The organism is Lentibacter algarum, assembly GCF_018860975.1.
GTDB classification, from domain to species: Bacteria; Pseudomonadota; Alphaproteobacteria; order Rhodobacterales; family Rhodobacteraceae; genus Lentibacter; species Lentibacter algarum_A.
In genome coordinates, this window is the sequence record NZ_JAHKQI010000001.1 from 87,909 (window position 1) to 109,491 (window position 21,583).

Genomic DNA, 21,583 nt, shown 5'->3' on the forward strand with positions numbered 1-21,583 from the left:
CCCCTATAGTGCGCCCCTTACACTGTGCTTTCGGAGGCCGTCATGAGCGTAAAAGTCGGGATCATCATGGGCAGTCAGTCAGACTGGCCAACAATGAAAAATGCTGCCGATGTTTTAGATGAACTGGGCATCTCTTATGAGAGCAAAATCGTCTCGGCCCACCGCACCCCCGACAGACTTTGGAGCTATGGGCGCGAGGCCGCTGATCGTGGCTTGCAAGTGATCATCGCCGGCGCTGGCGGCGCTGCTCACCTGCCCGGTATGATGGCCTCGAAAACGCGAGTGCCGGTCGTCGGAGTTCCTGTGCAAACCAAGGCGCTGTCGGGCGTTGATAGCCTTTATTCTATAGTCCAAATGCCAAAAGGCTACCCTGTCGCAACAATGGCAATCGGCGCTGCTGGTGCTTCAAACGCGGGTCTGATGGCCGCTGGTATTCTTGCCCTTCAAGACGCCGATCTCGCCGTCCGTCTCGATGCATGGCGCGGAGCTTTGTCCGCTTCAATTCCGACGGAACCAAGCGATGACTGATCCCCTCCCGCAAGGCGGAACCATTGGTATTCTTGGCGGTGGTCAACTCGGCCGAATGCTCTCGGTCGCAGCCTCCCGTCTGGGTCTCAAAACCGTTATCTTCGAGCCCGGAGCCGACTGCCCTGCAAGCCATGTTGCCTGCGAGCACATTCAAGCCAGCTATGACGATCAGGACGCCCTCAAGACCTTTGCAGACAAAGTTGATGTCATCACCTACGAGTTTGAAAACATTCCAACTTCTGCGCTTGATACCCTCGAAGCCCTGCGCCCGATCCGCCCCAATCGCGAAGCGTTGCGCATCAGCCAAGACCGCATAATCGAGAAAGATTTCCTCACCTCGCTTGGTCTAACTGTAGCCCCTTTTGCGAGCGTTTCTTCCGAAGAAGCCCTGCACGCCGCAGTCGCAAAGACCGGCACGCCAGCAATCCTGAAAACCTGCCGCCTCGGCTATGACGGAAAAGGCCAGGCCCGCGTCAACAGTGCCGATGACATCCCCCAAGCATGGGCCGACATGCAAGGCGCACCTTCAGTGCTTGAAGGCTTCGTCAACTTCGCCAAAGAGATATCGATCATCGCGGCACGCAGCTCTACAGGTGAAGTATCCTGTTACGATCCCGGAGAAAACATCCATGAAAACGGCATCTTAGCAAAGACCACCGTACCAGCGCAGATCGGGCCGAAACTGCGCACAGATGCTGTGCTCTTGGCCGCGCAGATCCTCAACAAGCTTGATTATGTTGGCGTTATGGGCGTCGAGTTGTTTGTTACCGCTCAAGGTTTGATCATCAATGAAATCGCACCACGCGTGCACAATTCCGGCCATTGGACACAGGCTGGCTGCACAATAGACCAGTTTGAGCAGCACATTCGCGCGGTCGCTGGTTGGCCCTTGGGTGATGGTAAACGCTACGCTGACGTGGTGATGGAGAACCTCATCGGTGATGACATGAATCGCCTCCCCGAGCTTACAAAAGCGTCCAACACCCAACTACACCTCTACGGCAAAGCCGAGGTGAAACAGGGCCGCAAGATGGGCCATATCAACCGGATAACAAGCTAGGCTTTACTTACGTTTGGGGGCCGCACCGCCGCCCTTACCTGTGCCAGATGTCGCTGCACGTCTTGCCTTGTTCTTCTTGGAATTGGGCTTGCCCACGGCTGGCGCATGTCCATCGCTTGGGCCCTTTTTGCCGCTGGTTTTCCAACGCGGCTTGCCGTCTTTGCCCGCAGGCTTAGCGCCCGGTTTGCCGCCGCGCGCTTTACCTTTGCCATCCATCCGTTCGCTCGGGTTTGCCGCTGAGGCGCGTTTCGCCGGAGCAGAAACCACGCCTTCAGGTCGTGTCTCTTCCGGCCGCTTGGGTTTGCTTGGACGTGGTTTGGGCTTGTCGAATTTGGGCTTGTCGTGGCTCGGCTTTTCACCACGCGGTTTGTCAAACTTGGCTTTGTCGTAGCTTGGCTTGTCTCCGCGGGGCTCGCCGCGTGGTTTGTCATATCGCGGCTTGTCGCCACGGGGTTTGCCTCGGGGTTTGTCACCGCGTGGCTTAAAGGCTGGCTTGGGCATCTTCGCGAGGTCTGGTGCTTTGTCGAGGCGCACCAATGTGCTGCCTTCGATGTTGCCGCTCGCAGCCGCTGCAAACGCGTCTGCCGCCTCTTTTTTGAGCTCGAAATAACTCTCGTCGGGGCCAATGCGGATCGCTCCGATCACATCTTTGGTGATACCTCCTGCTTCGCAAACTGCTGGTAACAAGCGGCGCGGCTCGGCGCCGGCGTTGTTGCCGCCCGCAACCGAGAACCAAACAGTCGGCCCAAAAGCCTCGCGCGGTTTTGGAGCATCGCCAGCGCCGGAGGCTGACAGCTCTTCTGGTGCAGAGTGTTGCTGGTGGTGTAACCGCAGATATGCCGCGGCGAGTTGCTCGGGTGTGAAGCCCTCAACCAACATATCTACTGTCTCGCGCTCCGACGTGGTGACTTCCTCAAGCCACGATTGGTCGGCCAGCATACGCTCGCCATCACGCGCGCGCACGGCGTCAGCTGAAGGTGCCTCGCTCCAAACGGCTTTCAGCTTGGCCATTTGCAGCAGTCGCTCTGCCTTGCGACGGGCCTTAGGCGGCACGATCAGAGCGCTTGCCCCTTTGCGCCCGGCACGGCCAGTGCGGCCTGAGCGGTGCAGCAGAGTCTCGTGATTGTTCGGCAGCTCCGCGTGAATGACGAGATCAAGATTGGGCAAATCGATGCCACGCGCCGCAACATCCGTCGCCACACAAACCCGCGCACGCCCGTCGCGCATTGCTTGCAAGGCATGGGTGCGCTCGTTCTGGCTTAGTTCACCCGAGAGAGCGACGACAGAAAACCCGCGGTTGGATAGACGCGTTGTGAGGCGGTTCACCATCGCACGGGTGTTACCAAACACGATCGCATTTGGCGCTTCGTGATAGCGCAGCACATTGATGATCGCGTTCTCTGCATCACGTGGCGACACATTGTGAGCGTGATAGGTGATGTCTGCATGCTGCGACTTCTCGGCTGTGGTTTCAACGCGCACAGCGTCGGTCTGGTAACTCTTCGCCAGCTTGCCAATCGAGGCCGGAACCGTCGCCGAGAACAGCAGAGTTTGGCGCTCTTCGGGTGCTTCTGAAAGAATGAACTCAAGGTCTTCGCGAAATCCGAGATCAAGCATCTCGTCGGCCTCGTCCAGGACCACGGCTTTGAGATTAGACAGATCAATCGAGCCGCGCATGATGTGATCGCGCAAGCGGCCCGGTGTTGCGACAACCATATGCGCCCCACGGCCAAGCGCGCGGCGCTCATCACGCATGTCCATGCCGCCAACGGTAGAGGCAATGGTTGCGCCTGCTTTGCCATAAAGCCAGATAAACTCGCGCTTAACTTGCAAGGCAAGCTCGCGTGTCGGCGCAATAACGAGGGCCAGAGGTGCGCCAGCCTGGCCAAATGTCTCTTCGTCGCCCAGCAAAGCCGGCGCGATCGCCAAGCCAAACCCAACCGTTTTGCCGGAACCGGTTTGCGCAGACACAAGCATATCTTTGCCAGTCAACTCGTCTTTTGAAACGGCCTCCTGAACAGGGGTCAGTTTGTCATATCCGCGCTCCTGGAGCGCATCTGCGAGGGCTTTTTTCACGGGCGTATCTGCTTTTCGGGCTAAAGGGCGAACAAAGGAGTGCATGTAGAGGGTTTGCGCCTGCTTGTATAGGGGCAAAGCAAAAGGGCAGACGCGCAAAGCACCTGCCCTTTCAGATAAGTTTTAGACTGACTTAGTGGCCGAGAATCTGGCTCAAGAACAGCTTGGTGCGTTCTGATTGCGGGTTGTTGAAGAACTCTTCTGGTTCGTTCTGTTCCACGATCTGGCCTGCATCCATGAAGATCACGCGGTTGGCAACCTGACGTGCAAAGCCCATCTCGTGCGTTACGCAAAGCATGGTCATGCCCTCTTCCGCGAGTTCGATCATGGTGTCGAGCACCTCTTTGATCATCTCGGGGTCAAGCGCCGATGTTGGCTCGTCAAACAACATGATGCGCGGTTGCATGCACAGCGATCTGGCAATCGCCACGCGCTGTTGCTGACCGCCCGAAAGCATACCGGGGTATTTGTCGGCCTGCTCAGGGATCTTCACCTTTTCAAGGTAATGCATCGCAATTTCTTCCGCCTCTTTGCGCGGTGTTTTGCGCACCCAGATCGGCGCCAGCGTCAGGTTCTCCAAAATCGTCAGGTGCGGGAAGAGGTTAAAGTGTTGGAACACCATTCCCACTTCACGCCGGATCTTGTCGATGTTTTTGAGATCATTTGACAGCAACGTGCCGTCGACCATGATCTTGCCCTGCTGGTGCTCTTCAAGAGCATTGAGGCAGCGAATGAGCGTTGATTTACCTGAGCCAGATGGCCCAGCAATAACGATACGTTCGCCTTGGTTAACAGTCAGGTTGATGTCGCGGAGCACGTGAAACGCACCATACCACTTATTCATCCCGGTGATTTCAATAGCAACTTCGTCGCTCACCTGCATTTTTGAGCGGTCGACTTCGCGGCTTGTAGCAAGTTCAGACATAACAGAACTCCTTTTTAGTGGTGGCCAGTCTGAAGCTTGCGCTCCAGATACATGGAATAACGGGACATAGAGAAGCAAAACACAAAGAACATGAGCGCAATGAAGCCGTAAAGCTCCCACACAATGCCGTTCCAGTTTGCGTCTCCGCGGATACCAGCGATGAGCCCGAGAGGGTCCAACAGGCCGATAACCGACACGAGCACGGTGTCTTTGAAGACACCAATAAAGGTGCTCACGATCCCGGGGATAGATATCTTCAGTGCCTGAGGCATGATGATCAGACGTTGAGCTTGCCAGTAGTCAAGCCCGAGGCTGTCAGCGCCCTCATACTGCCCTTTAGGAAGGGCCGCGAGGCCGCCGCGGATCACTTCAGCCATATAGGCCGCAGCAAACAGCGTCACCATGATCAGAACCCTAAGGATAATATCGAACTGCGTGCCAGGCGGCAGGAAGATATTAAGCAGGGTCGAAGCCACGAAGAGAAGCGTGATCAAAGGCACACCACGAATGAACTCGATGAAGCCAATGCAAATCGCTTTGACGATCAGCAAGTCTGATTGCCGGCCAAGCGCCAGCACGATGCCAAGCGGCAATGAGCAGGCAATGGCGACAACGCCAATCAGAATCGAAAGCATAAAGCCCCCGAAGAGACGGCTTTGCACCGGCTCGAGACCGATCGGCAAGACCGAGCTGATCGCACCCATGATTAGGCCTGACAGGAAGAGCCACCAAACAAACGCGGCAACGACTCCTGCTATCATACCGATCAGCGAGCTAGACGCTTTTTCAACCGCCCTGAACACGAACCAGCCGATCACAAAGCCGAGCAAGGCGCCAACAGGGCCCCAGATGCTGCCGCCCCAGTGTAGCCAAGGGTAGATGAACGGGAACAACGCTGTGAACCAGATCAGCTTTGACGGCACTTTGTCGGCAAACAGAACCGGCGCAATCGCAATGGCCAGTAAGATAAACGCCAAAATAGGACGCCAACGCAGATCAGCTGAAACGCCGTCCGAGCCGTTCGGATAGAAGCCGAACAACAACTGCTCCCAGCGCTCGGAGATGACGCCCCAGCAAGCCCCGGCCATGTGGCCATGTCTGCCCATGCCTTCCAGTATCTCGCGGCATTCACTAAGTGACCCTGCGCCAAGCGTCGGTGAAAACACCCAAGGCAAAATGGCCTTGAGCAGCAGCAGCACAAAGACAAACACAAGCACAGTGACGATGGAGTTGACCCAACCCGAGAACAGGTTCGTGCGCATCCAGCCGACAAAGCCAACCTCGGAAGCAGGAGGATCCTGCTCGGGGAGCATTTCGGTGCGAACAAAAGAAATATCTGACATCTTAGCGCTCCCTCAGTTTGACAGATTCGTTATACCAGTTCATCACCGCAGAAATGCTCAGCGAGATAATCAGGTAGCAGAGCATCAAGAGCAGGAGTGTTTCCAACTCACGGCCTGTTTGGTTGAGCGTGATGCCCCCCAATGTGCCGGTGATGTCCATGTAACCAACTGCAATCGCAAGCGATGAGTTTTTGGTCAGGTTCAGGTAGTTCGAGATCAGCGGGGGAATGATCACCCGCAGCGCCTGAGGTAGGATCACAAGGTTCATGATCCGGTTCGAGCGCAAGCCCAAAGCCGCGGCCGCTTCTGTCTGGCCTTTGTTGATAGCCATGATGCCAGCACGCACGATCTCGGCGATAAAGGCCGCGGTGTAAAGCGATAGCGCAAGCCAAAGCGCGATAAGCGAATTACGCAAGTGCGTGCCGCCTCGGAAGTTAAAGCCCTTGAGCTCCGGATATCCGAGATAGAACCCGAGCGCGAAAAGCAATGCAACCAATGGCAGCACCACAACACCTAGCCTTAGATACCAAGTTGTTGGCCTGTCTCCGGTTGATTCTTGAATGCTATCCGCCCGTTTTTTGATCCGGTTGGAAGCAAAAAGGCCCAAGCCCAGAACGAGCAGGATCGCGATCAGATCAAGGCTGACATCAAAGCGCAGCCCCGAGTTGCCGAACAGATGAACGTCGCCGAGGCTCCGTGAGAACAGCGGCTCGGGCACATAAACACCGCGGTTTGTTATCGCCACAGTTTCGTTCAGCGACATTGACGCCGTCGGCGTCTCCCCCCTGAAATCTCTCGGCGCAGGCAGTGTCTCGATGAGCACCGCCATTATAAACACGATCCACAACAGCACCGGAACGTTCCGGAACATCTCGACGTAGACCGCGGTAAGCCGTGAAACCAGCCAGTTATTTGACAGGCGCATGACGCCCACGGTAACCCCGATGATCGTCGCGGTGATGCAGCCCATGACTGCAACAAGCAGGGTGTTCAACAGGCCGATCAAAGCAGCCCGCAAGTGCGTATCCTGAGAGTCATACTCCAGAAGCCGCTGGTTAATGTCATAGCCCGCAGGCTCGCTCAAAAAGCGGAAGCTGGGTTCTTTACCCAGGTCGGCGAGGTTTTGAGCCGTGTTGCTGATCAACCAGCCTATCAGCACCAAAAACCCGATCAGCGCGACGATCTGAATAGTCATCGAGCGGTAGCGAGTATCATAGATAAGCTGAGATAGCTGGAAGCCCTCCTTGGGAGGGTCGGATAGTGTCGTCATGTGACATCCCTGTCCTGTTGGTGCTTTGTTGCTTTTAAATGGCAAGGTTTACCCTGCTCGCGCAATCAAAGGCGGTTTTCTCTTAGGTGGCGAGATAAGAAAAGGGCGCGGTCAATGCCGCGCCCTCTCCTATTAGATTTTAGCGGAAAGGTGGAGAGTAGATAAGACCACCTTCGGTCCACTGTGCGTTCAAACCGCGTGCAAGGCCGATTGGCGTTGATTCTCCGAGGTGCTTCTCGAAGATTTCGCCGAAGTTACCGTCTGCAGAAATCGCGTTTTTCGCCCAATCAGCTGACAGGCCGAGCATTTCACCGAGGTTGCCCTCTGTGCCCAAGAGACGGTTGATCTCTGGGTTGTCACCGGCTGCGGCTGACATTTCGCCGATGTTGGCTGATGTAACACCGAGCTCTTCAGCTGTGATCAGTGCGTTCAAAGACCAACGAACAACATCACCCCATTCGTCGTCGCCGTGGCGAACGAGCGGGCCGAGTGGCTCTTTCGAAATGATTTCTGGCAGCAGAACGTGGTCACCAGGGTTTTCAAACGTTGCGCGTGTTGACGCGAGGCCTGAAGCATCTGTTGTATACGTATCGCAAGCACCGGCCAGATACTGTTGCTGGCCTTCGGCGTTTGTTTCAATTGGCACTGGCTCATAGCTGATGTTGTTCGCACGGAAGAAGTCCGCGAGGTTCAGCTCTGTTGTTGTGCCTGTCTGGATGCAGACAGTTGAGCCATCAAGCTCTTTCGCCGACGAAACGCCAAGTGACTTTGGAACCATAAAGCCCTGACCGTCGTAGTAGTTTACACCTACGAAAGTGAACTTGAGGTCAACGTCACGTGAGAATGTCCATGTGGTGTTACGTGCGAGCATGTCGATTTCGCCCGACGCAAGCGCCGTGAAGCGTGTTTTGCCCGTTGTAGGAACGAACTCGACAGCTTTGCTGTCACCAAGGACAGCCGCTGCAACTGCGCGACATACAGCAACGTCAAAGCCGCTCCATTCGCCGTTTGCATCCGGTGCCGCGAAGCCAACAAGGCCCGTGGTCACACCACAGTTCAATTTGCCGCGTGCTTTCACATCGTCAAGTGTGCCAGCTGCTGCTGCGCCGGCCGCAAGGCCTGCGACTGTCAGTGCGCCAAGAAATACTGTTTTTTTCATGATTACCTCTTCCTGAAGATCTGCTTTTGAGCAGAAGTTTTTTTCCCGATCATTGACAGATCGAGCCGATATCAAGGAGGGAGTTTCCCCCCAATGGCGACAAGTTTGGTCGCATTTATCAAGAAACGTCAAGGGACCCATGCCGAAAAAGAATATTAACGCGTTAGTAAAATTTCGTTGGTTTCCCTAGCGTTATATGGGCTTTCAACCTCAGGTCGCGAGTTCAAAAAACCTTGCTGCGTGTGCAAAGGCGGCTTCCTTTATCGCTGCCGTCTGCGTTGCCTCTTCGTCTTTGCCCCACAGCTCTTCCTGCCATAGTTCGTCGATTCGCGAGGTTTTCCACATGTTTTCGGGGTTTTCCACACCTGCGGCAGTAGCCAAGCCAAGCACAAACGACCCCGACATGCCCACCAGGTCATGAAACGCGGTCAACTCAAACGCGCTCATAGCCTGTGTCAGTTGCTGCGCCACCGCCAAAGACTCAGCCGCCTGAGGTTTATGCATAACGCCTTCATGTGCCGTCAGCTTTAGCCCATGTTCTTTTTTAGCCCAGTCCAAAAGCACATCCCAGGCGCTGTCTTGGCGGCTCCGCAACTCCACGGGCGAATCGGCACGATAACAAAGCAGGTCGCTATCCGCATAAGCGCTGATCAACTCGACCACTTCGTCAAACTGCACAGACACCTTGTCGATCGCTGCATTTGCCGAGCGCGTGAAGGGCATCACATTGGGGTCGATCTTCGTATCAACAGCGCGCCACTCTGCTGCAATGGCCTCCGCAAGTCCGAGGGTCGGTACCACAAGAGCGGCCTTTGCTGGCGTCTTAACAGCCCGCTCATCGAGCGTGATCGAATACCCGCCTTCAACGACAAGCGGCTTGGCTTCGGTCCAAAACCTTTTTAACGCCCACTCGCTCATTGCTTTCTCCCTAACACCTGATCAATCGCAGCCGGCAGTTCGCCGAAGTTCTGCACAATCGCATCCGCGTTCAGGCTGCTAACTTCGTGATAGCCCCAACTTACACCTATCGCATTCATCCCCGCAGCACGTGCCATTTCCATGTCAAAGCTGGTGTCGCCGATCATGACAGCCTGCGAAGCTTCAAGCCCTGTCTCTCGCAGCGCTGCTTCAAGCATCGCCGGATGGGGCTTTGACGGATGATAGTCAGCAACTTGCTCTGAGTGAAAGTAACCTTGAAGCCCGTGCCCCTCGAGCAGTTTATCAAGCCCACGCCGTGACTTGCCCGTAGCTATCGCCAGGAACGTTTCATCTTCATCGCGAAGCATATCAAGCACCTCACGCGCACCTTCATAAAGCGGGCTCGACTGTGCGGCACCCTGCTCTGCGCGCAGGCTCATGTAGGCTGCTTTGTAGCCCTCAACCAAAGCCTCATGCGCTGCTGTTTGCTCCGGTGCGAGCCGGATCATCGCTTCCGGCAGGGACAGTCCAACAATCCCTTTGATCGCAGCGCGCGTAGGCACTCTCAAGTTCTGACCATCAAATGCCGCCGTCATCGCGGCGCAAATATCATCCTGGCTGTCGACAAGCGTGCCATCGACATCAAAAATTACCAGTCGCATACGAGCCTCAATTAAGCGATTCAAACGGATCATCAGCCGCCATCTCAGGCGCCCATCCGAGGTTTTCAAAGGTCTCTTTCATGTGCTCTGGCAAGTCCGCGGTTACAGTGATCATCTTACGTGTCTCAGGGTGCTCAAAGCTCATCGAGCGCGCATGTAAGTGCAGCTTGGTGGAGATGATCCCGCCCATCTTCGCGCCCCATCCGTCGCCAAGGTTTTCTTGGCCAGAGCCGCCATACTTGCCATCACCAGATATCGGATGGCCGATTTCGGCCATATGCGCGCGCAATTGGTGGGTGCGCCCAGTGATCGGCTCCATAGCCACCCAAGACGCGCGCTCGCCGACACGGTACAGCGTCGCATACTGCGTGATCGCGCGCTTGGCGCCTTCGGTGCGGTCAACGTCACGTGGGTGCACGCAGAGCATTTTCTCGCCCAAACCCTTGCCGCCGCCGGGGGCTTTCACCAGCCCATATTTGATCTCACCCAAATAGGGCCGTGGAACACCGGCAACCACAGTCCAATAGATCTTGCGCGTTTGGCGGTGCCTCATCGCGGCTGTCAACGCTTTCGCAGCCGTGCGCGTGCGCGCCAAAAGCAATACACCCGATGTATCCTTGTCGAGCCGGTGCACAAGCCGCGGCTTTTCTTCAAACCCGAATTTCAGCGCCTCTGCCAGCCCGTCAACATGCCGCGTCTGCTTGCTCCCACCTTGGGTTGGCAGACCTGATGGTTTGTTGATCGCAATCACCTGCTCGTCGCGGTAAATCACGCAGGACTGGATCAGCTTTGTGTCGGCGTCCGACAGGCGTCTGGTTTCCTTCTCATATGCAACATGCACATCGGGTAACGGCGGAACCCGCACCGTCTGGCCCACTTCAACGCGGCTGTTTGACTTCACACGCCCGCCATCAACCCGTATCTCGCCCTTGCGACACATCTTCTCGATCTGTCCCTGCTTAAGCTGTGGAAAACGGCGTCGCATAAAGCGGTCAACCCGTTGATCGCCCTCATCACTGCCGACCTCGATCTGCTGAACCAGACTCATTGAAAAACTCCTCGCGCCAGCATCATACCGCCGGCGAGCCCCGCAAGGGACAATATAACTGATGCGCCAACATATAGCGCCGCGGTGCTGACTTGCCCACGTTCGTAAAGCGTCACCGCATCAAGGGAAAACGCCGAGAAAGTGGTGAACCCGCCAAGCAAGCCCGTCATTAACAAAGGTGCCAAACGTGTGCCGCCTTTATGCGCGAGCACCACAACCAACACCCCCATCGCCAGCGAACCGACAACATTGACAACAAGCGTCGCCCACGGAAAGCCCGCGCCCATGAGCCGCATCGCGCCCATGTTCACCAAGTAGCGCCCCGACGCGCCAAGAGCCCCACCAAGAGCCACCTGAAGAAGTGATGTTAACATGGGGCGTCTGTCACAGTCGCGCAACTGATTGTCAAGTTTTGTGGGCGATCAGCTGTTCTTTTGCGCCCGTTGCTTGGCAAACCAGTCAACACGTTTCTTGAGTTCACGCTCAAAGCCGCGCTCGACAGGCTGATACAACACCGGGCGTTTCATTTCCTCGGGGAAGTAGTTTTGCCCGGAAAAACCACCTTCTGCATCGTGGTCATAGGCGTAGCCCTCGCCATAGCCCTGATCAGCCATAAGCCCGGTCGGAGCGTTGAGGATATGCTTGGGCGGCATCGCAGAACCAAAGCGCTTGGCCTCACGGCGCGCGGCTTTGTAAGCAACATATGTCGCGTTCGATTTCGGTGCGAGGGCGAGGTAAACCACCGCCTGCGCCAAAGCGAGTTCCCCCTCGGGGCTGCCAAGCCGCTCGTAAGTCTCCCAACTTTGCAAACATTGCGCCTGCGCCTGCGGGTCGGCCAGCCCGATGTCTTCAACCGCCATGCGCGTTATCCTACGCGCCAGAAACCGCGGATCCTCGCCGCCTTCCAACATGCGCGCAAACCAGTAAAGCGCGGCGTCAGGGTCTGAGCCTCGCACTGATTTATGCAGCGCCGAGATCAGATTGTAATGCTCGTCACCCGATTTGTCGTATTTCGCTGCTCGCCGCATCAGGCGCTTGGCAAGACCATCGACATCAAGCGGCGCGTCGATCTTCCAGGCGTTGACCTGCTCTATCAGGTTCAGCAAAGCGCGCCCGTCACCATCAGCCATCTCAAGCAGTGCTTCGCGAGCGTGGCCCTGAAGCGGCAAAGTGCGGTCAAGCTCCTTTTCGGCGCGTTGAGCCAGCCGCTCAAGATCAGCCAGCCCCAACCGTTCGAGTACAAGCACCTGTGCTCGGCTCAGCAAAGCCGCGTTTAGCTCAAAGCTCGGGTTTTCCGTTGTCGCGCCAACAAGCAAGATCGTTCCATCTTCCATGAACGGCAAAAAGCCGTCTTGCTGTGCTTTGTTGAAACGGTGAATTTCGTCAACGAACAACAGCGTGCCCTGCCCGTTTGCGTGCCTGTGCTTGGCCGCTTCGAATACTTTCTTGAGGTCGGCTACGCCGGTGAAGATCGCGCTGATCTGGACAAAATGCAGCTCGGTTTCGCGGGCCAGCAACCGCGCGATTGTTGTCTTGCCGACGCCGGGAGGCCCCCAAAACACCAGTGACGACAGCACACCCGCCGCCAGCATAACGCCAAGCGGCGCCTCCGGACCAATCACTTGCTCCTGGCCGATAACATCCCCGAGGTTCTGAGGGCGCAGCCTGTCAGCTAAAGGCCGTGGGCCGCTTGTCGCATCTGGCTGGTTGGCACCATTGTCAAACAGATCAGCCATGCCTAGAGCCTAAACTTCAGCGTCACACGTTGGCCACCGCGCTCAACCCCAAGCGACATCCATCGGCCCGAAGCCTCAAGCTTGCGCCTCGCCTCGCCGGTATCGGAGACGCGCTCTCCGTTGATCAACATGATCACATCACTACGGCGCAAACCGGCACGCGTTCCCAGCGGCCCCGGATCAACCACGACAACCCCGTCAGAGCGCAACGGCAAACCATGCTCCGCCAAAACCGCAGGGTTGATGTTTGACAACTTCACCCCGGGTATACGAGTTGACTTGTCCGTCAGAAGTTCGTCACGCGCGGGCCTATCCGGCGGAGTCGTTAACCGCACAATCCGGTGGTCGGTTTCGCCGTCCGTAAAAACCTGAATGCGACTTTCATTTCCGACACCGGAAACACTCATCCGAAAGATCATCTCGGCTGGTGTGTTCACAGGTTCATCATCAACAGCCATAATCACTTCACCTGCCTTAAACCCTGCTTTGTAAAACGGACTCTCGGGGTGCAGTTCCGAAATCATGATGCCGCCGGGGCTCATCAGGCCAATGCTCTCGGCCATGTCAGCATCAACCGGCTGCCCGCTCATGCCCGCCCATGGTCGCTCAAAGCTGGTGTTACCGGCCCGTGCTTGCTCAACAAACTGCCCGACAAGCTTGGCAGGTATCGCAAAACCAATGCCGTTGGAGCCGCCAGAACGGCTGACAATGCGGGTATTCACCCCGATCAGCGCGCCATTCACATCTACCAAAGCACCGCCGGAGTTTCCCGGGTTGATAGGCGCATCCGTCTGGATGAAGTAACCGCGGGAACTGCCCATCGCTCCGCCCGAGCGCGCGAGCCCCGAGACAATACCGGATGACACCGTCTGCCCGACACCAAAGGGGTTGCCGATCGCCAATACCAACTCGCCAACTTCAACAGTGTCGCTATCGCGCAGATGCAAATACGGAAGTTTTGGCGCCCCCTCAAGCTGAAGCAAAGCCAGATCACTATCCTGATCCGCCAGCACAACTTTAGCCGCGAACTCCCTCCGGTCATTGAGCACCACACGAATATCAGTGGCGTCGCCGACGACATGATAGTTTGACACCACAAAACCGTCGGCTGTCAGGATGACACCGGAGCCAAGCGAGTTTTGCACGCGCGGCCGCGACTTGCCCATGCCTTTGAACATGTCTTCAAAGAAGGGATCACCCTGAAACGGGCTTGACCGCGTCTGCACCACGCGCTTGACGTAAATGTTCACGACCGCAGGCGCAGCTTGCTTGACCAAGGGCGCAAACCCAAGGCTGATTTCTGCCTGCGAACTCGGAACCTTCGTCTGCGCATTTAGCGGAAACGCAACTCCAAGCAAGATAACCAGCGCCAGTCTGAGCATTGTCACATCCTTTCGATACCTTCAAAAGATATGCGGAGCATCACACGAGATTGCAAGCGCACAAAGAAAAACCCCCGCACCTGTTAAGGCACGGGGGTATTGCAGCGCTCGGTTGAGCAACTGGCCTATTATGGCTTATTCGTCGGCAGCTTCTTCAGCGGCAACGCGGGCTTTGTCGGCAAGGCCCTTGGCGTCTACATCGCGGTCAACAAACTCGATGATCGCCATTGGCGCCATGTCACCGTAGCGGAAACCGGCCTTCATGATGCGCACATAACCGCCTGAACGCTCTTTGTAGCGTGGGCCGAGAATTTCAAAAAGTTTCGCAACGTACATATCTTGCTTAAGCTGCGACGCGGCTTGGCGACGGGCGTGCAGGTCGCCGCGCTTGCCGAGTGTGATCAGCTTTTCGATGATCGGACGAAGCTCTTTGGCTTTCGGCAGAGTTGTTTTGATTTGCTCATGTTCAATGAGCGAGCCGGCCATGTTAGCGAACAGAGCTTTGCGGTGCTCATGTGTGCGATTGAGGCGGCGGTATCCACGTGCGTGACGCATATTTCTTCTCCTAATGTGCCCTCTACGGGCGTTTTTACTTTGTCTGGCAGCCGATGCGGGTCAGCCACTCTCCTTGGGGCATTGTGCCCAATCATTCCCCGCTAAGTGCGGGCATATCTCGGGGCAGACCTAAGCCTGCCCCAAATTTTTTAGAACGAGTCTTCGAATTTTTTCGCAAGATCTTCGATGTTCTCTGGTGGCCAGTCTTCAACGTCCATGCCGAGATGCAAGCCCATGCCCGAGAGCACTTCTTTGATCTCGTTAAGCGACTTGCGGCCAAAGTTTGGCGTGCGCAGCATTTCGGCTTCTGTTTTCTGGATCAGATCGCCAATGTAAACGATGTTGTCGTTCTTCAGGCAGTTCGCCGAACGCACAGACAATTCAAGCTCATCCACTTTCTTAAGCAGAAGCGGGTTGAACTCGAGGCCGTCGTCTTCTTCCTGACGGTTGGCCGCTTCCGGCTCATCGAAGTTCACGAAGATGCTCAACTGGTCTTGCAGAATACGGGCCGCATAAGCGATCGCATCATCCGGCGTGATAGAGCCGTCAGTCTCGATCTTCATAGTCAGCTTGTCATAATCCAGAACTTGACCTTCACGTGTTGGCTGCACGTCATATGACACGCGCTTCACAGGTGAGTAGATCGCATCAATCGGCATCAGGCCAATCGGTGCATCTTCGGGCTTGTTCTTGTCCGCCGCAACATAGCCCTTGCCGGTGTTAACCGTCAGTTCCATGTAAACATCCGCGTTGTCATCAAGGTGACAGATCACGTGATCGCGGTTCAAAACCTCGATGCCAGCAGACTCAGAGATGTCACCAGCTGTGACAACACCAGGGCCTTTAGCATTAATAGAAATGCGCTTCGGGCCTTCGATGTCCATACGGATCGCGACACCTTTGAGGTTGAGCACGATGTCGGTGACGTCTTCACGCACGCCAGCAACGCTGGAGAATTCGTGCAGAACGTTGTCGATCTGAACCGATGTGATCGCCGCGCCTTGCAGCGAGCTCATCAGAATACGGCGCAGGGCGTTACCAAGCGTAAGGCCGAAGCCGCGCTCAAGCGGTTCTGCAACCAGTGTCGCCTGACGGCTCGGATCATTACCCGGCTTGACGTCAAGCTGGGTTGGTTTGATCAGTTCTTGCCAATTTTTGTGGATCATGCGTCCCTCCATTCTTGCGTGTGGCCCCATGTCCAAATGGTCACACGCGCCCGAGGTTTCAAAATGACGAAATGAGGCCGCGCAGAACGCACAGCCTCATGTAGGAAATCAACTTATACCCGACGACGTTTCGGAGGGCGGCAGCCGTTGTGAGCGATTGGCGTTACATCACGAATAGAGGTGATGTTCAGGCCAATAGCTGCAAGCGCGCGCAGGGCGCTCTCACGGCCAGAACCCGGGCCTTGCACTTCAACTTCAAGCGTCTTAACGCCGTGGTCTTGCGCTTTCTTGCCAGCATCTTCAGCAGCCATCTGAGCAGCATAAGGTGTTGACTTGCGCGAGCCTTTGAAGCCCATCGTGCCAGCCGAAGACCATGAGATCGCGTTGCCTTGAACGTCCGAAATCAGGATCTTGGTGTTGTTGAACGAAGAGTTCACATGCGCTACGCCGGAAGCGATATTCTTGCGCTCTTTTTTCTTAGTGCGTGTCTTTTCACGTGCCATTGATCAAACCCTCCCTTATTTCTTCTTGCCGGCGATTGCTTTCGCCGGGCCTTTGCGGGTGCGCGCATTTGTGTGCGTGCGTTGTCCGCGAACAGGCAGGTTACGACGGTGGCGAAGGCCGCGGTATGAACCAAGGTCCATGGCGCGCTTGATGTTCATTGTCACTTCGCGGCGAAGATCGCCTTCCACCATGTAGTTGGCGTCGATGTGCTCGCGAACAGCCAGAACTTCGGCGTCTGACAGCTCGTTTACACGGCGTGACGCGTCGATTTTTACGGCTTCGCAAATTGCTTGAGCAGAGGTTGTGCCAATGCCAGTGATATATGTGAGGGCGATCGGGACCCGTTTATGGGTCGGGATGTTAACGCCGGCGATACGTGCCAAGTGTTTTTTCCTTTGCGTTGCGGGTCCGTCATTCCAGACCCTTTTTTCACAACGTAAGCCCGAGGCATTTTTGCTTCGGGCCGCAGCTGAATTCTATGATCTTGAAACCTCTTGGGGGCGACCCAATAAGAATCAATAACTCTTACGAGATAGCGCGTGGTATGAGGATTTGGCAGGCCCGTCAAGCCCTGCGCCCCGAACTAACAAAGAACTACCAAAATTAGCTAAGAGCTTTGCCGATAGATGCTTTAACTTCGTCCATCGTGCCAAGCCCGTCGACGCTCTGAAGCTGCCCCTTGGCATGGTAATACCCGATCAGCGGCGAGGTCTGCTTGTAATAGGCCATCAAGCGCACTTTCAGACTCTCTTCGTTGTCATCGGCTCGGGCCTCGCCACCAGCAGCAACAGCCTCAGCAGCGCGACCAAGAATGCGCTCTACAAGAACTTCGTCATCTACGGCCAGTTCAACGACGTAATCAAGAGTCTGGTTCGTTTCGACCAACAGCTCAGCCAAAGCATCAGCTTGAGCCAGCGTGCGCGGGAAGCCATCAAAGATAAATCCGCCCTTCGCGTCGCCTTCAAGCTTTTCACGAATAAGCCCGATAACGATCTCGTCGGTTACCAGTTCTCCGCGGTCCATTACCCCTGCAACCATCTTACCCATCTCGGTGCCTGAAGTGCGTGCCTCACGCAGCATGTCACCGGTTGAAAGCTGGATCATGTTGCGCTCGTCAACGAGCATAGCTGCTTGGGTGCCTTTGCCGGCGCCCGGCGGTCCGAGAAGGATAATGTTCATTTGCGCGTCGCTCCCTTACGCTTACGTTTCCGGCCCTTGCCCGACAGCTGTGATTTCTCGATCAGCCCTTCATATTGGTGCGCCAGAAGGTGGCTTTGCACCTGTTGGATCGTGTCCATTGTCACCGAAACAACGATGAGCACGGATGTGCCGCCAAAGTAGAACGGAATTGTAAACTGTCCACGGATAATCTCCGGAAGGAGACAAACTGCCGCAAGGTAGAGCGAGCCGAGCACCAGGATGCGGTTCACAACATACTCAAGATACTCAGCTGTTTTCTTGCCGGGGCGGATGCCGGGCACAAAGCCGCTTTGGTTCTTGAGGTTGTCAGCAACCTCATCAGGTTTGAAGCTCACGTTGAACGTATAGAAATACGCAAAGAACACGATCATCGAAACGAAGAACAGCAGGTAAAGCGGCTGGCCTGGTCCGAAGTTCGCCAGCAGCCAAGACATGACAGGGCCTGTGGCAGCACCAGAACTGAAGGCGCTAATCGTGGTCGGCAGCAGCAAAAGAGAACTGGCGAAGATCGCAGGGATAACGCCTGCTGGGTTTACCTTCACAGGCAAGTGGCTTGAGCCGCCATCATACATCTTCTGGCCGACTTGGCGGCGCGGATACTGAATATGAATTTTGCGCAAGGCCCGTTCCATAAAGACCACGAACATGATCACCGCAACGACCATCACGATCACACCGACAATCACCCCCGGGCTGATCGCACCTGAACGGCCCTGTGAGAAGAACTGCGCCAGAGCAGCAGGCACTTCCGCGATGATACCAACAAAGATGATCAACGAGATACCGTTGCCAATGCCGCGAGCAGTGATCTGCTCACCTAGCCACATAAGGAACATCGTGCCGCCAATCAGCGTGACCATGCAGCTTGTGACAAAGAACCAATAAGGCAAATCAGCCTGCACCAGCTCACCGTTGAAAATAGACACCGAGAGCCCGTAAGACTGCAACGTTGCCAAAGCGACCGTGCCGTAACGGGTGTATTGGTTGATCTTCTTGCGCCCCGCGTCGCCTTCCTTCTTGAGTTGCTCAAGTGAAGGCACCATCGAAGTGAGAAGCTGCACAATAATGGACGCCGAAATGTAAGGCATAATGCCCAGAGCGAAAATGCCCATCCGCCCAAGCGCACCACCGGTGAACATCGACACCATGCCGCCAATGCCCTGCCCTGCGTTCTCCATAAACTCGCGCAAAGCAGCGCCGTCGATGCCCGGAACCGGGATAAACGTGCCAAGGCGGTAAACGATCAGCAAACCAAGGGTGAAAAAGATGCGCGAGCGAAGGTCAGAGGCTTTTGCCAAAGCGCCCCAGCTCGTGTTGGCGGCCATTTGTTCTGCGGCAGATACCATTGTGGTCTCTCTATATACATGAACGCCGCCAGAGCGTTTTCCAGCTCAGGCGGCGTAATAAGGAAAACTTGTTAAGAGTATGTAAGGGGCCGAAGCGCCCCCGACAACCTCTTATTCAGCCGCTACTGCAACCGTTACCTTGAGTGAGCCACCAGCTTTTTCGACAGCTTCAACCGCGGCTTTCGACGCGCCTGTGACTTCGAGGTTCAGCTTGGCAGTGATCTCGCCTTTGGCAAGAACGCGCACACCGTCAAGCTTGCGGCGCACAAGGCCGCTCTCGATCAGCACGTCTTCAGTGATAGCTTTTTTCACATCAAGCTTTTTCTCATCAACAAACTTCTGGATGAGGCCAAGGTTGATAACAGCAAATTTCTTGCGGTTCGGTTTGTTAAAGCCACGTTTTGGAAGGCGTTGGTAGAGGGGCATTTGCCCGCCTTCGTAACCGTTGATCGCCACACCCGAGCGTGACTTCTGGCCTTTGATACCACGGCCAGCCATCTTACCAGTGCCTGAACCCGGGCCGCGGCCTACGCGTTTACGTGCTTTTGTCGCGCCTGGATTGTCGCGCAGTTCATTGAGTTTCATGTCGCTTCTCCTTGCCGGAAGCGCCCCCGAAGCGGTAATGGGCGAACACGGCGTTTCTTGATTTTGATTCTGTAACCTTCATAGGCCACTCGCGGCGTATAGAGCCTTGCGAGCCTCCATGCAAGCACGACAACACATCAAAAACGTCAGCATCCTTGACTTTCCACTGCCCTTCCCTCATATGCACCATAACTGCAAAGTCTGCCGCGTGAGCAGACGCTGGGCAAAACGCCCGCAAGCAGCCCTACCAATCAGTTCCCATTTCACGCGGGGGGCACGCGCCTGAGGCGTCGGCTGCAATTCCGCATCCGGTGATATCTCGGCGTAACCCAAGCGTAACGCGCAGCCCTTGAGGGCTGTTGCCATGCGAGCGCATTTGCGCACTCAATAAGGATATCCACTTTGGATTTTGACATGTTGGGCCTTCCGGCCCGTCTTTCGACAAACCTCACCGAGCTCGGCATCACCGAGCCAACCCCCATTCAGAAAAAAGCCATCCCGCTGGCGATGGAAGGCCGCGACGTGCTCGGCCTTGCCCAGACAGGCACCGGAAAAACCGCCGCTTTCGCGCTTCCAATGCTGATCGAACTCATGCGTATGGAAGGCAAACCAGCGCCCAAGTCGGTTCGCGCCCTCGTGCTCGCCCCGACGCGTGAACTTGCCAAGCAAATTCAGGAAGCCATCCGCGACTTCGCCAATGGCACCTCCGTGCGCACCAACCTTGTGATCGGCGGCGCGTCTTTGAACGCTCAGGCCAACCGCCTTGAGCGCGGCACAGACATCCTGATCGCCACACCGGGCCGCTTGATCGACTTGCTCGAGCGCAAAGCCGTGCGCCTTGATGCCGCCAAGTTCCTCGTGCTCGACGAGGCTGACCAAATGCTTGATCTCGGCTTCATCCACGCCCTGCGGCAAATCGCGCCGCTGCTGCCAAAAGAACGCCAGACAATGCTCTTCTCGGCCACCATGCCAAAGAAAATGAGCGAGCTCGCCGACAGCTACCTGCGCAACCCTGTGCGGGTCGAAACGGCCCCCCCCGGCAAGCCCGCCGAGAAGATCGACCAAAGCGTTCACTTCATCTCGCAGGCGTCCAAGCAAGACCTGCTCATCGAACACCTTGGCAAGCACAAAGACGAGGCCGCACTGGTCTTTGGCCGCACAAAGCACGGCTGTGAAAAGTTGAAGAAAAAGCTCGAAGCTGCTGGCTTTGCTGCCGACAGCATCCACGGCAACAAAAGCCAGGGCCAGCGTGAACGCGCGATCAAGGCCTTCAAAGACGGCAAGGTAAAAGTCCTCGTGGCAACCGACGTCGCGGCGCGTGGCATCGACATCCCCGGCGTGCGCTACGTCTATAACTACGAGCTGCCAAACGTGCCCGACAACTACGTTCACCGCATCGGCCGTACAGCCCGCGCAGGACGTGACGGCTCAGCCATCGCCTATTGCTCACCCGAGGAAATGGGTGATCTGAAGGAAATCCAAAAGGTGATGAAGCGCAGTATTCCTGTTGCTGGCCCCGCCTCTTGGGCAACTGCCGAGATGATCGACAGCGCCCCGAAAAGCAAAAACGGCGGCCGTGGTGGCGGCGGCAAAGGCGGTGGCGGCGGTCGTGGCCGTGGCGGCCCACGTCGCTCAGGCGGCGGCGGTGCTCCCAAAACCGCAGGTTCAGATCGCCCAAAGCGCAACCGCAACCGTCGCGGTAAAGCAGCCTAACTTAACCAGTCGGGAGCGGCGTAACTGCCGCTCTCGTCATGCACTTCCTCGCCGCTCAGCGCAGGCGTGAAGACGCAGAGAAACCGCAGGTCTGTCTCGGCGTGGATGATATGACGATCATGTTGATCAAGCACATACATCACCCCCGGCTTAAGCGGCCAACGCTTGCCAGTTGAAATCTCCTCAACCTCGCCATGCCCTTCGATGCAATAATTTGCCTCGATGTGGTTCTTGTATTCTAACACTTGCTTTGAACCGGCCTTGCAGACCGTGTCGTGAAACGAATATCCAAGCCCGTCCCGCGCCAGCAATATGCGCCGGCTCTCGAAAGCGTCGCCAATAACATGATCGTCACTGCCGAGCACCTCGGCCAAGTCTTTAACTAACATTGCGTTCTCCTCTTCAGA

Annotated in this window: 22 protein-coding genes; 3 read left to right on the top strand and 19 right to left on the bottom strand. The window is 56.2% G+C overall.

The genetic code is table 11. The features are described 5' to 3' along the window. Positions 1-42: 42 nt before the first annotated feature. Both purE and KO498_RS00405 read left to right on the top strand, forming a co-directional pair. Positions 43-528: a 5-(carboxyamino)imidazole ribonucleotide mutase gene (gene purE, locus KO498_RS00400; RefSeq protein WP_215957893.1), complete on the top strand. Its 486-nt coding sequence runs from the start codon at positions 43-45 to the stop codon at positions 526-528. Continuing rightward, entirely contained in the window at positions 521-1,588 is a 1,068-nt protein-coding gene (locus KO498_RS00405) for a 5-(carboxyamino)imidazole ribonucleotide synthase (RefSeq protein WP_215957894.1), read from the top strand. The genes purE and KO498_RS00405 overlap by 8 nt, the downstream gene beginning before the upstream one ends. A gap of 3 nt (positions 1,589-1,591) precedes the next feature. Here the strand turns inward: KO498_RS00405 and KO498_RS00410 are convergent, their stop codons facing one another. From KO498_RS00410 to rplO, 18 genes are all read right to left on the bottom strand, one after another. Beyond that, positions 1,592-3,664, bottom strand: a complete 2,073-nt coding sequence (locus tag KO498_RS00410) for a DEAD/DEAH box helicase (RefSeq protein WP_354667599.1) — start codon at positions 3,662-3,664, stop codon at positions 1,592-1,594. 133 nt (positions 3,665-3,797) lie between these two features. Further along, entirely contained in the window at positions 3,798-4,589 is a 792-nt protein-coding gene (locus KO498_RS00415) for an amino acid ABC transporter ATP-binding protein (protein WP_289847807.1), read from the bottom strand. A 14-nt stretch (positions 4,590-4,603) separates the two neighbouring features. After that, positions 4,604-5,932 (bottom strand): amino acid ABC transporter permease, encoded by a 1,329-nt coding sequence (locus KO498_RS00420; RefSeq protein WP_215957896.1) that lies wholly within the window; start codon positions 5,930-5,932, stop codon positions 4,604-4,606. A 1-nt stretch (position 5,933) separates the two neighbouring features. Further along, positions 5,934-7,202 (bottom strand): amino acid ABC transporter permease, encoded by a 1,269-nt coding sequence (locus KO498_RS00425; RefSeq protein WP_215957897.1) that lies wholly within the window; start codon positions 7,200-7,202, stop codon positions 5,934-5,936. Between the two features lie 139 nt (positions 7,203-7,341). Then, entirely contained in the window at positions 7,342-8,361 is a 1,020-nt protein-coding gene (locus tag KO498_RS00430) for an amino acid ABC transporter substrate-binding protein (RefSeq protein WP_215957898.1), read from the bottom strand. Between the two features lie 210 nt (positions 8,362-8,571). After that, positions 8,572-9,279: an ATP12 family chaperone protein gene (locus KO498_RS00435; RefSeq protein ID WP_215957899.1), complete on the bottom strand. Its 708-nt coding sequence runs from the start codon at positions 9,277-9,279 to the stop codon at positions 8,572-8,574. Further along, complete coding sequence (locus KO498_RS00440; protein ID WP_252731198.1) at positions 9,276-9,941, bottom strand: HAD-IA family hydrolase; 666 nt, start codon at positions 9,939-9,941, stop codon at positions 9,276-9,278. The genes KO498_RS00435 and KO498_RS00440 overlap by 4 nt, the downstream gene beginning before the upstream one ends. A gap of 7 nt (positions 9,942-9,948) precedes the next feature. After that, complete coding sequence (locus tag KO498_RS00445; protein ID WP_215957901.1) at positions 9,949-10,989, bottom strand: RluA family pseudouridine synthase; 1,041 nt, start codon at positions 10,987-10,989, stop codon at positions 9,949-9,951. Next, on the bottom strand, positions 10,986-11,363 hold the full coding sequence (crcB, locus tag KO498_RS00450) for a fluoride efflux transporter CrcB (protein WP_215957902.1): 378 nt from the start codon (positions 11,361-11,363) through the stop codon (positions 10,986-10,988). The genes KO498_RS00445 and crcB overlap by 4 nt, the downstream gene beginning before the upstream one ends. 48 nt (positions 11,364-11,411) lie before the next feature. Further along, on the bottom strand, positions 11,412-12,725 hold the full coding sequence (locus tag KO498_RS00455) for a replication-associated recombination protein A (RefSeq protein WP_215957903.1): 1,314 nt from the start codon (positions 12,723-12,725) through the stop codon (positions 11,412-11,414). Between the two features lie 2 nt (positions 12,726-12,727). Continuing rightward, positions 12,728-14,107, bottom strand: coding sequence for a trypsin-like peptidase domain-containing protein (locus KO498_RS00460; RefSeq protein ID WP_215957904.1), 1,380 nt, complete (start codon positions 14,105-14,107; stop codon positions 12,728-12,730). 135 nt (positions 14,108-14,242) lie between these two features. Further along, positions 14,243-14,662, bottom strand: a complete 420-nt coding sequence (gene rplQ, locus KO498_RS00465) for a 50S ribosomal protein L17 (RefSeq protein ID WP_215957905.1) — start codon at positions 14,660-14,662, stop codon at positions 14,243-14,245. A 149-nt stretch (positions 14,663-14,811) separates the two neighbouring features. Next, positions 14,812-15,828, bottom strand: a complete 1,017-nt coding sequence (locus KO498_RS00470; protein ID WP_215957906.1) for a DNA-directed RNA polymerase subunit alpha — start codon at positions 15,826-15,828, stop codon at positions 14,812-14,814. Positions 15,829-15,941: 113 nt separating this feature from the next. Next, positions 15,942-16,331 carry a 30S ribosomal protein S11 gene (gene rpsK / locus KO498_RS00475; protein WP_215957907.1) on the bottom strand — a complete coding sequence of 130 codons (390 nt, stop codon included), beginning with the start codon at positions 16,329-16,331 and terminating at the stop codon, positions 15,942-15,944. Between the two features lie 15 nt (positions 16,332-16,346). After that, positions 16,347-16,715: a 30S ribosomal protein S13 gene (gene rpsM / locus KO498_RS00480; protein WP_215957908.1), complete on the bottom strand. Its 369-nt coding sequence runs from the start codon at positions 16,713-16,715 to the stop codon at positions 16,347-16,349. A 220-nt stretch (positions 16,716-16,935) separates the two neighbouring features. After that, positions 16,936-17,511, bottom strand: coding sequence for an adenylate kinase (locus KO498_RS00485; RefSeq protein ID WP_215957909.1), 576 nt, complete (start codon positions 17,509-17,511; stop codon positions 16,936-16,938). Next, positions 17,508-18,878 carry a preprotein translocase subunit SecY gene (gene secY / locus KO498_RS00490; protein WP_215957910.1) on the bottom strand — a complete coding sequence of 457 codons (1,371 nt, stop codon included), beginning with the start codon at positions 18,876-18,878 and terminating at the stop codon, positions 17,508-17,510. Before secY ends, KO498_RS00485 begins: the two co-directional genes overlap by 4 nt. A 111-nt stretch (positions 18,879-18,989) precedes the next feature. Then, positions 18,990-19,463, bottom strand: coding sequence for a 50S ribosomal protein L15 (rplO, locus tag KO498_RS00495; RefSeq protein WP_215957911.1), 474 nt, complete (start codon positions 19,461-19,463; stop codon positions 18,990-18,992). A gap of 402 nt (positions 19,464-19,865) precedes the next feature. Between rplO and KO498_RS00500 the strand changes: the two genes are divergently transcribed. Next, a complete protein-coding gene (locus tag KO498_RS00500; RefSeq protein ID WP_252731199.1) occupies positions 19,866-21,176 on the top strand; it encodes a DEAD/DEAH box helicase in 1,311 nt (436 codons plus the stop codon). Here the strand turns inward: KO498_RS00500 and KO498_RS00505 are convergent. Next, the gene (locus tag KO498_RS00505; RefSeq protein ID WP_215957912.1) at positions 21,173-21,565 is read right to left on the bottom strand and encodes an ectoine synthase; all 393 of its coding nucleotides are present in this window, start codon (positions 21,563-21,565) and stop codon (positions 21,173-21,175) included. The genes KO498_RS00500 and KO498_RS00505 overlap by 4 nt on opposite strands. Positions 21,566-21,583: the final 18 nt, after the last annotated feature.

What these genes read in the sequence shown, in the direction of transcription:
- purE (WP_215957893.1), top strand. Translation starts at nt 43, where the DNA reads ATGAGCGTAAAAGTCGGGATCATCATGGGCAGTCAGTCAGACTGGCCA.
- KO498_RS00405 (WP_215957894.1), top strand. Translation starts at nt 521, where the DNA reads ATGACTGATCCCCTCCCGCAAGGCGGAACCATTGGTATTCTTGGCGGT.
- KO498_RS00415 (WP_289847807.1), bottom strand. Translation starts at nt 4,589, where the DNA reads ATGTCTGAACTTGCTACAAGCCGCGAAGTCGACCGCTCAAAAATGCAG.
- KO498_RS00420 (WP_215957896.1), bottom strand. Translation starts at nt 5,932, where the DNA reads ATGTCAGATATTTCTTTTGTTCGCACCGAAATGCTCCCCGAGCAGGAT.
- KO498_RS00425 (WP_215957897.1), bottom strand. Translation starts at nt 7,202, where the DNA reads ATGACGACACTATCCGACCCTCCCAAGGAGGGCTTCCAGCTATCTCAG.
- KO498_RS00430 (WP_215957898.1), bottom strand. Translation starts at nt 8,361, where the DNA reads ATGAAAAAAACAGTATTTCTTGGCGCACTGACAGTCGCAGGCCTTGCG.
- KO498_RS00435 (WP_215957899.1), bottom strand. Translation starts at nt 9,279, where the DNA reads ATGAGCGAGTGGGCGTTAAAAAGGTTTTGGACCGAAGCCAAGCCGCTT.
- KO498_RS00440 (WP_252731198.1), bottom strand. Translation starts at nt 9,941, where the DNA reads ATGCGACTGGTAATTTTTGATGTCGATGGCACGCTTGTCGACAGCCAG.
- KO498_RS00445 (WP_215957901.1), bottom strand. Translation starts at nt 10,989, where the DNA reads ATGAGTCTGGTTCAGCAGATCGAGGTCGGCAGTGATGAGGGCGATCAA.
- crcB (WP_215957902.1), bottom strand. Translation starts at nt 11,363, where the DNA reads ATGTTAACATCACTTCTTCAGGTGGCTCTTGGTGGGGCTCTTGGCGCG.
- KO498_RS00455 (WP_215957903.1), bottom strand. Translation starts at nt 12,725, where the DNA reads ATGGCTGATCTGTTTGACAATGGTGCCAACCAGCCAGATGCGACAAGC.
- KO498_RS00460 (WP_215957904.1), bottom strand. Translation starts at nt 14,107, where the DNA reads ATGCTCAGACTGGCGCTGGTTATCTTGCTTGGAGTTGCGTTTCCGCTA.
- rplQ (WP_215957905.1), bottom strand. Translation starts at nt 14,662, where the DNA reads ATGCGTCACGCACGTGGATACCGCCGCCTCAATCGCACACATGAGCAC.
- KO498_RS00470 (WP_215957906.1), bottom strand. Translation starts at nt 15,828, where the DNA reads ATGATCCACAAAAATTGGCAAGAACTGATCAAACCAACCCAGCTTGAC.
- rpsK (WP_215957907.1), bottom strand. Translation starts at nt 16,331, where the DNA reads ATGGCACGTGAAAAGACACGCACTAAGAAAAAAGAGCGCAAGAATATC.
- KO498_RS00485 (WP_215957909.1), bottom strand. Translation starts at nt 17,511, where the DNA reads ATGAACATTATCCTTCTCGGACCGCCGGGCGCCGGCAAAGGCACCCAA.
- secY (WP_215957910.1), bottom strand. Translation starts at nt 18,878, where the DNA reads ATGGTATCTGCCGCAGAACAAATGGCCGCCAACACGAGCTGGGGCGCT.
- rplO (WP_215957911.1), bottom strand. Translation starts at nt 19,463, where the DNA reads ATGAAACTCAATGAACTGCGCGACAATCCAGGCGCGACAAAAGCACGT.
- KO498_RS00505 (WP_215957912.1), bottom strand. Translation starts at nt 21,565, where the DNA reads ATGTTAGTTAAAGACTTGGCCGAGGTGCTCGGCAGTGACGATCATGTT.